Below are 14,183 nucleotides of genomic sequence, written 5' to 3'. Positions count from 1 at the left end.
ATTTCGTATAAATGTTAAGGATTTCCACCTTATTTCACATTTTATTATATTAGATGTACTTCATAGTCCAAAACTTAATATTTATAGAATTTTTTTCTAATTCTTCTTGATTAATAAGCTTTATATTATTTCATATATATTGGCATAATAAAAAAACTATAGATTTTAGCATTCGCCAAAATCTATAGTTCATTCAAATTACATTCCTAAATTATCTTTAATGTTTGCTTCTATTTCACTAAGTGAACTCTCACTTGGTATAAAGTAGTACAAGCCATCATCTTGTATGCCACCTTGTCCATCTAATTGATGTCTATTGACTTGTTCGTTCGCGTCATTATAATTACTTCTTATTTTGTTTAATTCTCCAACTGTAAGGTCCGTTTTCACATTATCTTCAACATGATTCATTAATGAATTAAAATGTGTAACTGAACTGATACTTGTAAGTTTATTAGCTAAGCCTTGGATAACAAGTTGTTGACGTTCTTGACGACCAAAATCTCCGCCAGCGCCATCTTCTTTACGACTTCTAATAAATGCCATCGCTTCTTTTCCATCCATATGGGATTGAACGCCCTCACTAAACTGATACCCATCATATGAGAATGATGCGTTACTCGTTACATTGATACCACCGACAGTATCTATCATATCTTGCATACCATCCATATCTATCGTTGCGTAGTGGTCAATAGGTACATTCAATAAATTCTCTACTGATTTCACTGCCATGTCAGGTCCGCCATACGCATATGCATGATTGATTTTTTCAGTAGTACCTTTACCGACAATTTCTGCTTGTGTATCTCGTGGAATGCTGACAATTTCTGTCGTTTTTTTCTGCGGATTAATTGATAATACCATTACTGTATCACTACGTTGGCCACCACCATCTGCATCCCTTTTAGCGTCAGAATCTACACCAAACAGCGCAATCGTAAAAGGATCACCATCATCTAAGTTTACGTCTTTATCTCTTAATGAAGATTTATCTCTGTCTAAAGGATTATGAATTGATCCTCCAACAGAAAATATTTTAAATCCTAGATAAATAACTGCTAATAAAGCTAATAAAACTAATATACCAAAGAACCACAATATTAATTTTGTTGGTAATCCCATTTTTTTATTTTTTTTAGAACGATTCACTCTTATCATTCTCCGTTTCTGTATTCAATTTTCTCTCATTTAGTAATACATTATATATTAATAAGCTGGGTTTGGCATAGTGCTTTAGACCTATTATTTATATAATAAATATTTAATACAGTGATTGCTTATTGTATTTTGTATCCATCTCCTGAATTTAGTATACCTAATACTTTTTCATGACAAGCATTGTTACTAATAATAAATGGCCCTGCTTTAGAAAAGTCTAGTGGCGCATTATCTAAAGTTGTCATTTTAAGTCCAAGTTCACTTGCAAACAAGAATTGTGCTGCGATATCCCACGGTTTGGGATTTGTATTAACATGGGCACCAAATTGTCCTTTGATTACACGGATTGAATCTAAACCACAAGATCCGATAAAACGATGACTAAATGAAGCATCATTTAAACCATGAATCGTTTCATCATTCATAACTAATGTATTAAATGAAATAATCGCGTCTTGTAAATCAATACTTTCAGGTTTTTCTAGTGGTTTACCATTCACATATGCACCGTATCCTTTAGCTGCTTTGTACAGTTGACCATGTGGGTAGTCATATATATATGACAGCACTGGTTCACCATCAACAAAATAACCTAGAATAATACAGTAGTCTTCTTGTTGTTTAACTAAATTCGTCGTTCCATCAATAGGGTCCATAACCCATACATGCCCTTCTTTAGGACGCACTTCCTCATTTGACTTTTCTTCAGCAAACAACTGATGTTCCGGGAAGTTTTGGTTTAAAAATTGTTCAAAGTTGTTTTGTATTGATTTATCAACATTTGTCACTAAATCAAATCTATTTTGTTTCGTACTTGTAACCATATCTTCAATTAACTTCGGGATGATCTCATCCAATGTTTCAAGCCAAGCTCTCACAGCATCATCGATATAAATTAATTGTTCTTTTTCCATGTATAGGCACCTCTTTATATTTATAAATTATTATGTTCCTTATTAAGGATCAACTATCTTTAATTTATTATATTTTATCATAGAAATATTAATGAAATATATGATATATCATAACCATCAAAACATTTTGGCACACATATTGACGTTATGACATAAAAATAAAACCGACCAGCGTAGCTAGTCGGTTAAATAGAAAGGAAAGTAAGTAATAAATATTGAAGATGTTTGATTAGTAACGTGAACGAATTAGATGTTAACAAAACTATATGTAATAGCCTACCCCTTTGTCATCTACTCGCTACCCCCTTGTTACTAACTACATATTAACATAAGTTTTTAATGAATGTAAGCGTTTTCTTTATTTTTTTAAAAAAAGTTTTTCTAAATGTCGTCATTGTCACTTTTATGATATAATAAATGTAATATGTAATTATTTGGGAGGTGACTTTCTAATGAATAAACGCGAGAGACAAAATAAACTTGTTCTAGCTATTCAAGAGAATAGACAAATTACCGCTTCAGAGTTAGCAAAAAATTTAGAAGTATCAAAACGAACGATTTTAAGAGATATTCAAGATTTAGAAGATCAAGGTGTGAAAATTTTAGCAAAGCACGGTAAACTAGGTGGCTACCAACTTCAAGAAACACCAAATAGTTATGAGATTGAGCTGACTGAGAATCAACTATCCGCTTTGTTCTTAGTGCTTAATGAAAGTCAGTCTTACACTACGTTACCTTATAAAGAAGAAGTTAATGCAATTATTAAAAAGTGTTTGAATTTACCTTATACAAAAATGCGACGCGCTTTGAAAAAGCTAGATCGTTATATTAAATTTGATCACCGACAACATACAAATTTACCACCTATATTTTCTGAAGTCCTCATTTATTGTACTGAAAGAAATGTTATGGCAATGGAATACAATAACGGTACAAATATAGGCACTGAAAATGTTATTTTTATCGGATTATTATGTGAAAAAGGTTTATGGAAAGCAGTCGTCTTTGAAATTGGTTTGGGTAAAACAAATGAGATTCCTATTATTGATATACACGATATCTCATATTCATTTGAAAAGACAATCAAGACTCAAGACATTACAATAAATAATTATCAGCAATTTTTAAATCCAACTGAGTCCTAATTGTCTCAGTTGGATTTTTTATTAATTATATTTTTTCGATAAGCATATGAAAGGAAGTCTTTATGTATAACTTAGAATTTCATCATTTAGAACAACACATCAGTAAATTATTAAACTTACTAGAAATATATAAATTCGCAATCGTCACCAATCATAAAAAGAAAAACGACTTTAAACAAAATATTCATGATTATATCGATAAAGAATACGCAGCTTTAAAAAGCGTCTCAAAGCATCACACTTCTCTTATTCACTACAATTACTTTAAATTTCTTTCTGATCAAATTGAGCAACCTATAGATGAACTAACTATAGGTAATACAACGAAATATATAAGTGATATTCAGCAACGTTTATTTCGTATCCACCAATTATCAACTCCTCTTTTGTAACAATATTACACTTAAAAGATTTTTATAAATTAAAATTGTAATAGTTTTTCATGTGTTGTACAATGAAAACGATTACAGCAATATAAGGAGTGATAGCAATGCATGGATTTTCTATATATCTTGGACAGCCCATCGACAAACCATATATCAAACGGATGATTGCTTCAGGTTACAGCACCATTTTTACATCTGTACAAATCCCTGAAGAAAACGAAAGTACTAAATATCGCTATTTGGGAGAACTTTTAGATTATTTATCTAATGAGCAGCTTACATATATGATTGATATCAATCCTTTGTTGCTGGATCACAATTTCTACCAATTTTTACATCAATATGAGACAGCCGAATTTATGATCCGTATCGATCATAGTACTTCTTTAAATGTCGTCAACGATATTATCAGTAACGGATTCAAATGTTGTATCAATGCTAGCATCATCTCAGAGCAATTATTGCAACAGCTTTACCATGAGCTTAAAGATTTTACTTATCTCTGTTATTGCCATAATTATTATCCGAGACCTGATACCGGTTTGGAGCCGCAATTCGTAGCGTCACAAAATAATTTGATTTTAAAATATAACGCACAAGCAGATATATTTGGCTTCATCACTGGTTCAACGTTGCGTGGCCCTCTATATAAAGGTTTGCCAACAATTGAATCCACAAGATATCAGCATCCTATTCAAAGTGCACAGTTACTTAAAGATAACTTAGTCGAACATGTAATGATTGGAGATCCACTCATTGATTCACATACTGCACAACAACTCATTACTTTTTTACACCACAGACATTTCAACTTAAATATTGAGCTTTTAGATGACCAAGTATCATCAATATTATTTAAACCTCATACGGTACGTGCTGATAATCCAGCTCACGTTATTAGATCACAAGAAGCTCGTCTTTATTGTGATACAGAGATTCAACCCTTTTCAACAAATGGTCGTAATTTCGGTGCTATAACCGTGGATAATAAACTGAACGGACGTTATCAAGGTGAATTACAGATTATTAAAAATGATTTACCACCACATGATCATATCAATGTTGTAGGTGAAGTGAAAAAGAACGATTTACCATTAATTCAATGTATGCGGCCTAATGACACATTTGAATTTACGTACAAGAATAAGGAGCTGTAAAGATGAGTAATTTAATAACTGAATCAAGAAATGAAGCTACAATGCACTTAGACGAAATGACTATTCAACAAGCTTTAGAGACTATGAATGAAGAAGATCAAAAAGTACCTCAACAGATAAAACAAATATTGCCTGACTTAGCTAAAGTCATTGAAGTTACAACGAAGCAATTTAAAAAAGGTGGCCGTATTATCTATATGGGTGCAGGCACGAGTGGAAGACTCGGCGTACTCGATGCAGCAGAATGTGTGCCTACATTTAATACAACACCTGATGAATTCATCGGATTAATAGCCGGTGGACAACCTGCTATGACAGTCGCAGTCGAAGGTGCTGAAGATAGTGAATCACTAGCACATGATGATTTAAAACACATTGACTTAACAGACAACGATGTAGTTATTGGCATTGCGGCCAGTGGAACTACGCCCTACGTCAAAGGCGGTTTAAAATACGCTACAGAGGTAGGTGCACATACAGTTGCCATTTCTTGCAATGTCGATACAGAAATTAGCAAACTAGCTGAATTCCCTGTGGAAGTTAATGTCGGTCCCGAAGTATTAACTGGATCTACGAGATTAAAATCAGGAACAGCACAGAAACTCATTCTTAATATGATCTCCACAATCACGATGGTTGGCGTGGGAAAAGTTTATGGCAACCTCATGGTAGATGTAAAAGCCACAAACCATAAATTAGTTGATCGTTCAGTGCGCATTATTCAAGATATTTGTGATATTCCATATGAACAAGCTCAAAAGCTTTATAATGACGCAGACCAAAACCTTAAACAAGCAGTCGTTATGTATCTATGTGATGTTTCAAAAGCTGAAGCAGAAACTAAATTACGTCAAAATGACAATATTATTAAACAAGCAATAAAAAATTAATTTACACTGATTTAAATAGCAATGTCACGTTGCCACATGAACCATATAACTATGATGCAATAAGGAGGTATATAGGATGACAAAAGAACAAAAACTCGCAGAACATATTATAGACGCTGTTGGTGGTCTTGATAATATGGATAATGTTATTAATTGTATGACACGTGTCAGAATTAAAGTGATTGATGAAAACAAAGTAGATTATGATAAATTAAAAGCAACTCAAGGTGTTATGGGCGTCGTAAAAGACGAACGCGTGCAAGTAGTAGTTGGTCCAGGTACTGTTAATAAAGTAGCGGATCATATATCTCAATTAAGCGGTGTACGTCTAGGGGAAACAATCCCTCATAATTCAACGAATTATAAAGCTGATGCTGAAGCAAAAGCACAAGAAAATAAAACAGCAATTCAAAGCAAACAAAAGCGCGGCGCCTTTAATAAATTATTAAAAACAATTGCCAATATCTTTATTCCGTTAATTCCAGCCTTTATTGGTGCCGGATTAATTGGTGGTATTGCAGCAGTATTAAGTAACCTTTTAGCTGCTGGTCAAATTTCAGGTGACTGGGTTACACAACTTGTCACAGTGTTCAATGTAATTAAAGATGGTATGTTAGCTTATCTAGCTATCTTTACAGGTATTAATGCAGCCAAAGAATTCGGCGCAACACCAGGATTAGGTGGTGTTATTGGTGGTACTACATTACTCACAGGATTAACTGATGAAAATGCGATTATTAACATATTTACAGGCGAACCACTACAACCTGGTCAAGGTGGTATTATTGGCGTTATTTTTGCAGTTTGGCTTCTTAGTATCGTTGAAAAACGATTACATAAAATTGTCCCTAATGCAGTAGATATTATTGTCACACCAACTATTACGTTATTTATCATCGGTTTATTAACTATATTTATCTTTATGCCATTAGCTGGTTTTGTTTCTGACGGTTTAGTATCTGTCATCAATGCTACAATCAGTATCGGTGGCGTTTTTAGCGGCTTTATCATCGGTGCTTTTTTCCTACCACTAGTTATGTTAGGATTACATCATATATTTACGCCTATTCATATTGAAATGATCAATCAAACGGGTGCAACTTATTTACTTCCTATTGCTGCAATGGCAGGTGCTGGTCAAGTTGGTGCTGCTTTAGCTTTATGGGTAAGATGTAGAAAAAATACGACTTTAAGAAATACACTCAAAGGTGCACTACCTGTAGGATTTTTAGGAATCGGAGAACCTTTAATTTATGGTGTCACTTTACCATTAGGCAAACCATTCTTCACTGCATGTATTGGTGGAGGTATTGGTGGCGCTGTTGTTGGAGGTATTGGTCACATTGGGGCAACTGCAATCGGACCTAGTGGGATCTCATTGTTACCTTTGATTTCAGATCATATGTATTTAGGATATATTGCTGGACTACTCGCTGCGTATGCAGGTGGTTTCGTCTTCACCTATTTCTTAGGTACGACGAAGACTATGAGAGAATCTGATAGCTTAGGTGATTAACTATGACCAACGTACTTTACAAAATTGACAGCAATTATGCTCAGTTAACTAAAAGTGAGAAAAAGATTGCAGATTTTATTTTGAATTCACCACATAAAATCATCAATATGTCAGTTCAAGACTTATCTAACGAGATTCATACTAGTACTGCATCCATCGTTAGATTTAGTAAAAAGATTACAGATAAAGGTTTCCAAGAATTAAAAATTGCCATCTCTCGTTATTTACCTGATGATGCAATCCATAATAATCACCTTGAATTGGCGGATAATGAGTCAGTCGATACGCTAAAAACAAAAATGCTATCTCGTGCAACAGACACGATGAACTATGTATCAACGTACATAGATGAATATAGTATTGACAGTGTTTGCGAAACAATGAAGCGTTCAAATACAATATTCCTATTTGGTTATGGTGCTTCACTCGTCATCGTTACTGATTTATTTCAAAAATTATCACGCATTGGACTCAATGTCCGTTTGTTACAAGAAACGCATTTATTTATGTCAACGTTAGCGACACACGATGAAAATGACTGTATTATCTTTGTAACAAATCAAGGTAATCACAGTGAAATGCAATCTATGGCTAAAGTTGCAATGGACTATAATATTCCAATTATTACAATTTCTAGTTCTAATGATAATCCAGTCGCAAAAGTTTCAGACCATACTTTAATATATGGTCAAACGGATGAAAACGAACTGCGTATGGCCGCGACAACATCATTATTTGCTCAACTTTTTACAGTAGATATACTTTACTATCGTTATATTGCATTGAATTATCAAAGTGCACTAGACTCTATTACGCAGTCTAAAATGGCTTTAGATAATTACCGTAAGCATTTATCTAAAGTTCAATTTAAACATTAATCGATATGTTAAGTTGAACTATATTAAAGAAAAGCACCTATCGTCAGCATAATACGCTGTTTTGATAGGTGCTTTTTTATGAATTTGAATAAGGGACTAGTAAAACGTATAGCGATTTTTAGTCCCTTATTACAAGTTACCCTAAATATTGATATTCTGTTTATTTAGCATCACTTTTTAAGAGTTCAAAAATGTTTTTAGCATTATCTGTATTATCTATATTTCCTTGGAATTTATCACTACCAGGACCAAACGCATATGTGTTCACGTCTTCACCTGTATGTCCAGTTGTAGTCCACCCCGTATTCGATTTATCATTGATTGGTTTTTGAATTGCATTTTGTAATTCTTGTAATTGCCCTTCATATGCCTCATCATCTTCATTTAATTTTTTCAGTTTCTCAGCTTCATCTTTAATTTTATCAATTTGAGCTGCTTCTACATCAAAACCATAACCTTCATTAATTACTTGTTCAGCATCTTCACCTTTGGCAATTTGTTCAGTCATGTATGTGCCTGAATGTTTCATATCGTGAATTACTTGAGGATTCCAAAGGTAATCTTCACCTTTGGCAATTGATAAACCACCTGTCGAGTGATCTGCAGTTGCTACTACAAGTGTATCTTTATGTTCTTTAGCATAGTTCATGGCATAATCAAATGATTTTTCAAAACCTTCCATTTCTGACATTACACCAGTAACATCATTTGGATGCCCTGCTTTATCAATCGAAGCGCCTTCCACCATTAAAAAGAAACCTTTATCATTTTGCTGTAATTTATTAACTGCAGTTTCTGTCATATCTAATAGTTTAGGATTTTTATCAGGTGCGTCTATTTGTAATGGCATATTTCCATCAGCGAACAAACCTAATATTTGTTTACTTGTTGATTTTTGTAAATCGGTTTTATTATCTACAACATCATAGCCATCTTTTTTAAATTTATCTGTTAAATTACCATTTTCTTCACCGAAATATTTTGCACCACCACCGAGTAAGACATCTACTTTATGTTCGCCATTAATTTTATCATTATAAAATTGTTGTGCGATTTCATCTTTTTTATCGCGTGAATCTACGTGTGATGCATAAGCTGCAGGTGTTGCATCTGTAATCTCAGCAGTTGAAACTAAACCGGTAGATTTACCATTTTCTTTCGCTTGTTCTAATACTGTTTTAACATTTTCTTTATTTTCATCTACACCTATTGCGCCATTATATGTCTTATGACCAGAGCTAAATGCAGTAGCAGATGCTGCTGAATCCGTTACATTCTCTTTTGGATCAGCTGGATTTGTACGTTGATTACCGACAAGATGTTTATCGAACGCAGTTTTTTCCATTTCTTTTGTTTCAGGATTATCTGCGAAATAACGATACGCTGAATTATAAGATGGTCCCATACCATCGCCTACTAAGAATATTACATTTTTAGGGTTTTCAGTATTTCCCATATACGATACATCAGGTGTATCATTTGATGCTTTTCCATTACCAGAAGCATATGTTGGTTGTACATTGCCTAATGCCGAGCCAACAACAATTGCACTAGCTACAGTTACAGTTGCTAACTTATTAAATAGTTTCATAAATTAATAACTCCTTTGATATGTATTATTGTGCTTACATGTTAAGTGTAATCCATTAATTTTGCGTCAACATTTTAATAATGTAAATTTTCTTTAAAATAGTAGTTGTACAAGCACTTATATCCACAGTTTTAGAGCTATTTTTTATAATAAAAAGGTTAGCTATTTTATAACTTAGTAGTTTCAGTCATAAAATAGCTAACCTATATTTCATTTGAATTATCAACCTATGTTAAATTTGTTTATCTTTACCTAACTTATGATAGCCTTTTAAGAAAAAGAACATCGTCATGAATAATAAGAATACTATACCTATTACTACTGAGACTACTGTTTCTTTATTAAATAGCATGCCTATCAATACGACAATAAAGAATGCCATTGTAATATAGTTAGTAAAAGCCCCACCTGGCATTTTAAATGGATGCCCTTTTATTTCTTCAGGATGATTTTTTCTAAACCTTAAGTGACTAATTAAAATCATAAACCAAGGCACCATGCCTGGTAATATAGATGCACTATAAACATATACAAATATACTATCTGCACCTTTAATAAATAGTGGTAAAATAACGTTCAATAATGCACCGATTAAAATACCTAATGCAATTGCAATTACAGTCCAGACTGGCACACCATTTTTCATAACTTTACCAAAGAATTTAGGTAGCATACCTTTTTGAGATAAATTCAATGTCATACGACTTGCACTAAATATACCTGAGTTACAGCCAGACATTGCTGCAGTAAGTACAACAAAGTTTATTAGTCCAGCAGCAAATGTAATACCAACTTTTGCAAATGTAGCAACAAATGGACTACCAATGTTACCTAATTGATCCCAAGGATAAACTGTAACAATTACAAAAATAGCTCCAATATAGAAAATTAATATACGCCAAATGACGCCATTAACTGCACTTTTTATATTTTTTTGTGGGTCTTTTGTTTCTCCGGCAGTGATTCCAATTAACTCTACACCTTGATATGAACCAATTACAATAGATAGTGCAAAGAAGAATCCTAACCAACCATTAGGCATAAAACCACCGTGAGACCATAAATTAGAAAGTCCAATTGCCTCTCCTCCATTACCTAACCCGAAGAAGATAATTCCAAAACCAGCAATTATCATTAAGATAATCGTTACTATTTTGATCATTGCAAACCAGAATTCAAATTCACCAAAAGCTTTAACTGACACAAGATTTGCACAAGCCAATAATACTACTACAATAACGCCTGGTATCCATTGCGGTAAATCAGGAAACCAATAATTCATATATTCTCCAACAGCTATTACCTCACTCATACCAACAACTACCCATTGGAAAATATTGCTCCAGGCTGTTAAATAACCAGCTACTGGATGTATGTAATCACTTGCAAAGTTAGCAAAGGAACCAGAAGTTGGGTGTAAATAAACCATCTCTCCCATTGCTCTCATTACTAAAAATATAAATATACCTGCAATTAAATATGCAAATATAACTGAAGGACCTGTCCATTTTATAGTGCTTGTAGCTCCTAAAAACAGTCCGACTCCAATTGTTCCACCAAGTGCAATCATTCTCATCTGACGCGCACCTAGTCCCCTCTGTAACTCATTGTTCTCATTCATAATTCAAACCCCATCTCTTTCGATTATAAATAAAGATGAAACACTTATCATGTCGCCATTATACTATAAAATCTAAAAATTGGAACAATTATTTTTTGATTTATGTAAGGGCTTACATTTCCGTTATTAATTGTATTTTATTTCGTCAAAAAAAGCAAAGTAATTTTGTGAATTTCACTGTTTTTGATTTTTCAAATGTCATCATGATTTATTTAAAGTGATTCACAGTGGAACACACCTACTTCAAATATAATTCATAAAATTTATTATGGAGATATTGTGAATTCATTCACAAATACTGATTGTCATAGTATACTTGTCCTAATCTATCGAAAGTGAGGATAAGTAATTGAATGAGAAAAACATTAAATGGGATAAAGTCTTCTATGGTAAGGCGTGGATTGATCATGTAGTTGATACGATTAGAACCAAGGATGTACTTCAAAGTTTTTACTTTAAACGTTATTTATTACGTGCAACCATGGCTGGCTTTATATTAGGTATTATTACTGTATTCATATTGTTGATTAAAGCTTCTCTTGGAAGCGATGTGCCCTCTGGTGTTACAAATTTAGTTTCATCCGTTGCCTTTAGTTTTGCATTAGTGCTAATACTATTCACCAATTCAGAATTATTAACAAGTAATTTTATGTATTTCACTGTTGGATTGTATTATCGTGTTATTAGCCCTATGCGTGTCTTAAAAATTTTCACCTTATGCTTTATAGGAAACGTGGCAGGAGGATTAATATTTTTCACACTCACACGACATTCAGATATTATGTCTCCGGAGATGTTCATACAGCTTGAAATTACAATAGAGCATAAACTATTTGCCGCAGGATTTTTGGCAATTTTAATCAAAGGGATATTCGCTAATTTTTTTATTAATATTTCATTAGTCATCGCCATGCAAATTGATGACATTCTAGCTAAAATGTTTGGCATGATGTTTGGCGTATCCATATTCGCTTTTATGGGTTATGAACATGTCGTTTATAATTCTGTATTATTTGCTGGTGGACTCGTTTATCAAAGTGATTTATTGGCAGTTATTCCTACATTAATCAATTTACTTGGTGCTGCAATTGGAAACTATATTGGCGGGGGTTTGATCATCGGATTGTTTTACGCCTATTTAAATGATCATCATCAATATGACGGCCAAAGGTTGCATTAATTTTGTGACGTTCTATATTTCAAACTTTCTATGGTATAATTTTTATTAGATTTTATTACAAAGGAGTTCAACATGAATAAAATTTTACTTAAAAAAACAATTACAGTTTCTCTTATCTTTGGTGTGTTATTTTTCTTATTAAATTATGTTACTGGTTCAGATAGTTCAATTGGACAATTAATTTTAAAAAGTCTACTTGTAATTGTAGTATTTGCTATATTATATTATGTCTTATTTTCTATTGTTGATTCACCAGAACGAAAATATAAATTTGGTATCACGATTCCAATCGCATTGTTATTAGCTATTATCATATGTGCTTTAATATCTACTATAAAAGTTGGTATTATTGTCGGTTTAATTGTTGGTATCATCGCTGGTTATGTTTGGGAATATATAGAAAAAAATAAAAATGGTGGTGACAAATCATGAGTATGATTATAGGCGTTATTGTAATTATTTTACTGATTGTAAGTTTGATTCCTAATTTAAAAGCAGTAAAAGCCTCTAAAGAAACTGGTGAAAAAAATACGCGTTTTGCAATCATGGTAGGTATAGATTCAATACTACTTGTCCTCGTTGTAGCAACATTGATTTTCCAACTTTTATAATTAACAATGTTTATATTAAATATAAGCTAACATATATAATTCAGTTGACTTCGCAACAGTGCTTTGTTTGCGTGCTAAAGGGAGCCTCCATATGGAAGCTCCCTTTTTATATTTAAAATCAGGTACAAATTTACAATTTATCTTGAAGCACAAAATAATATATTAAACTAGCGCCTAACAAATAAACCACTGTTCCTACCATAAATGATCTAAATTGTATTTTAAAAGGTATTTTTTTATTAAAAATCGGACCTAATACCAAATTACTTATCGCCAATACAATGGGCCCACCCAAGAAAAATAAAATTAAATATCCACTCATTTAATTAGCCTCTATTTTTCTCAAAGTACGTCGTAATGATTTCTTCACCGGTTAAATCTTTTCCAGTAAATGCCACTTCGCTAAAATCTTGTTTTTCTGTCATTGTATTTGTATTGACGATAACATCTAAACCGGCTAAAACTGCGGCAGTTGCACCATTAACTGAGTCTTCGATTGCTAAACAATTTCCAGGATTGTAATTCAGTTTTTGAACAGCAGTGAGGTATGGCTCAGGGCTTGGTTTAACTGCTTCAACATCTTCTCGACCTACAACGATATCGATATAATTGCTTAATCCTAGACTTTCAAAAGCTGGTTTGATGTCAGCTCTATAGCTACTCGTCGCAATCGCCATGGGTATATGACATTTTTTGCAATAGTCCATTAACTGTTTCATTGCATCAATGATTGGCAAATCAACGCTTGTGCTACTATGTTCGACATAAATTTCATACTTATTTTCTTTGCCTAATTGACTTTCTAAATAATGATGTAAATCCGTCGCAGCTCCGCCAATAGATTGACGATAAAAATCCAATGTTATTTCAGTTAAATTATGTTTTTTCAAGTGCTTATTAATGATTTCAAATAGATGTCTTTCTGTATCAATAATCGTGCCATCAAAATCAAATATGACTGCTCTATACATAATATATCCTCCTCTGTCCACTTGTTGTTTCGTTAAATTATATTAATGCTAGCTTATCATATTTTAAAATCGAAATATGTAGTTTAGATTTTAAAATCGTAATATAGCAATTGAGGCTGAGACATGTGATATGTCCCAGCCTCATTATTTATGCTTCTAGTG

General features: G+C 32.9%; 15 protein-coding genes. 9 read left to right on the top strand and 6 right to left on the bottom strand.

Annotated features, from left to right (window positions below; genetic code table 11):
- Nucleotides 1–198: 198 nt before the first annotated feature.
- Both ACP3TL_RS00710 and ACP3TL_RS00705 read right to left on the bottom strand, forming a co-directional pair.
- The gene (locus ACP3TL_RS00710) at nucleotides 199–1,152 is read right to left on the bottom strand and encodes an LCP family glycopolymer transferase (RefSeq protein WP_046465876.1); all 954 of its coding nucleotides are present in this window, start codon (nucleotides 1,150–1,152) and stop codon (nucleotides 199–201) included.
- 128 nt (nucleotides 1,153–1,280) lie between these two features.
- The gene (locus ACP3TL_RS00705; RefSeq protein ID WP_046465877.1) at nucleotides 1,281–2,075 is read right to left on the bottom strand and encodes an inositol monophosphatase family protein; all 795 of its coding nucleotides are present in this window, start codon (nucleotides 2,073–2,075) and stop codon (nucleotides 1,281–1,283) included.
- 452 nt (nucleotides 2,076–2,527) lie between these two features.
- Between ACP3TL_RS00705 and ACP3TL_RS00700 the strand changes: the two genes are divergently transcribed.
- From ACP3TL_RS00700 to ACP3TL_RS00675, 6 genes are all read left to right on the top strand, one after another.
- Complete coding sequence (locus tag ACP3TL_RS00700; RefSeq protein WP_046465878.1) at nucleotides 2,528–3,220, top strand: helix-turn-helix transcriptional regulator; 693 nt, start codon at nucleotides 2,528–2,530, stop codon at nucleotides 3,218–3,220.
- A 62-nt stretch (nucleotides 3,221–3,282) separates the two neighbouring features.
- Entirely contained in the window at nucleotides 3,283–3,612 is a 330-nt protein-coding gene (locus ACP3TL_RS00695; RefSeq protein WP_046465879.1) for a hypothetical protein, read from the top strand.
- A gap of 98 nt (nucleotides 3,613–3,710) precedes the next feature.
- Nucleotides 3,711–4,763, top strand: a complete 1,053-nt coding sequence (locus ACP3TL_RS00690) for a MupG family TIM beta-alpha barrel fold protein (RefSeq protein ID WP_046465880.1) — start codon at nucleotides 3,711–3,713, stop codon at nucleotides 4,761–4,763.
- A gap of 2 nt (nucleotides 4,764–4,765) precedes the next feature.
- Nucleotides 4,766–5,653, top strand: coding sequence for an N-acetylmuramic acid 6-phosphate etherase (gene murQ, locus ACP3TL_RS00685; RefSeq protein WP_046465881.1), 888 nt, complete (start codon nucleotides 4,766–4,768; stop codon nucleotides 5,651–5,653).
- Nucleotides 5,654–5,729: 76 nt separating this feature from the next.
- Nucleotides 5,730–7,169, top strand: coding sequence for a PTS transporter subunit EIIC (locus ACP3TL_RS00680; RefSeq protein ID WP_046465882.1), 1,440 nt, complete (start codon nucleotides 5,730–5,732; stop codon nucleotides 7,167–7,169).
- A gap of 2 nt (nucleotides 7,170–7,171) precedes the next feature.
- A complete protein-coding gene (locus ACP3TL_RS00675; RefSeq protein WP_285326375.1) occupies nucleotides 7,172–8,047 on the top strand; it encodes a MurR/RpiR family transcriptional regulator in 876 nt (291 codons plus the stop codon).
- A gap of 160 nt (nucleotides 8,048–8,207) precedes the next feature.
- Here the strand turns inward: ACP3TL_RS00675 and ACP3TL_RS00670 are convergent, their stop codons facing one another.
- On the bottom strand, nucleotides 8,208–9,638 hold the full coding sequence (locus ACP3TL_RS00670; RefSeq protein WP_046465884.1) for an alkaline phosphatase: 1,431 nt from the start codon (nucleotides 9,636–9,638) through the stop codon (nucleotides 8,208–8,210).
- Nucleotides 9,639–9,870: 232 nt separating this feature from the next.
- Nucleotides 9,871–11,259 (bottom strand): amino acid permease, encoded by a 1,389-nt coding sequence (locus ACP3TL_RS00665; protein ID WP_046465885.1) that lies wholly within the window; start codon nucleotides 11,257–11,259, stop codon nucleotides 9,871–9,873.
- 349 nt (nucleotides 11,260–11,608) lie between these two features.
- Here ACP3TL_RS00665 and ACP3TL_RS00660 point away from each other — a divergent pair, with 349 nt between their 5' ends.
- From ACP3TL_RS00660 to ACP3TL_RS00650, 3 genes are all read left to right on the top strand, one after another.
- The gene (locus tag ACP3TL_RS00660) at nucleotides 11,609–12,439 is read left to right on the top strand and encodes a formate/nitrite transporter family protein (RefSeq protein WP_046465886.1); all 831 of its coding nucleotides are present in this window, start codon (nucleotides 11,609–11,611) and stop codon (nucleotides 12,437–12,439) included.
- Nucleotides 12,440–12,511: 72 nt separating this feature from the next.
- Nucleotides 12,512–12,871, top strand: a complete 360-nt coding sequence (locus ACP3TL_RS00655) for a hypothetical protein (RefSeq protein WP_046465887.1) — start codon at nucleotides 12,512–12,514, stop codon at nucleotides 12,869–12,871.
- Nucleotides 12,868–13,050, top strand: a complete 183-nt coding sequence (locus ACP3TL_RS00650; RefSeq protein WP_002506889.1) for a hypothetical protein — start codon at nucleotides 12,868–12,870, stop codon at nucleotides 13,048–13,050. Before ACP3TL_RS00655 ends, ACP3TL_RS00650 begins: the two co-directional genes overlap by 4 nt.
- Before the next feature lie 130 nt (nucleotides 13,051–13,180).
- Here the strand turns inward: ACP3TL_RS00650 and ACP3TL_RS00645 are convergent, their stop codons facing one another.
- Both ACP3TL_RS00645 and ACP3TL_RS00640 read right to left on the bottom strand, forming a co-directional pair.
- Nucleotides 13,181–13,372 carry a hypothetical protein gene (locus ACP3TL_RS00645; RefSeq protein WP_046465888.1) on the bottom strand — a complete coding sequence of 64 codons (192 nt, stop codon included), beginning with the start codon at nucleotides 13,370–13,372 and terminating at the stop codon, nucleotides 13,181–13,183.
- A 4-nt stretch (nucleotides 13,373–13,376) separates the two neighbouring features.
- Nucleotides 13,377–14,021, bottom strand: coding sequence for an HAD family hydrolase (locus ACP3TL_RS00640; protein WP_046465889.1), 645 nt, complete (start codon nucleotides 14,019–14,021; stop codon nucleotides 13,377–13,379).
- Nucleotides 14,022–14,183 lie beyond the last annotated feature (162 nt).

The organism is Staphylococcus caseorum (genome assembly GCF_049943195.1).
Classification (GTDB): Bacteria; Bacillota; Bacilli; order Staphylococcales; family Staphylococcaceae; genus Staphylococcus; species Staphylococcus equorum_A.
The sequence above is the reverse complement of the archived record's forward strand: the minus strand, read 5'-3'. Positions and strand labels throughout refer to the sequence as shown.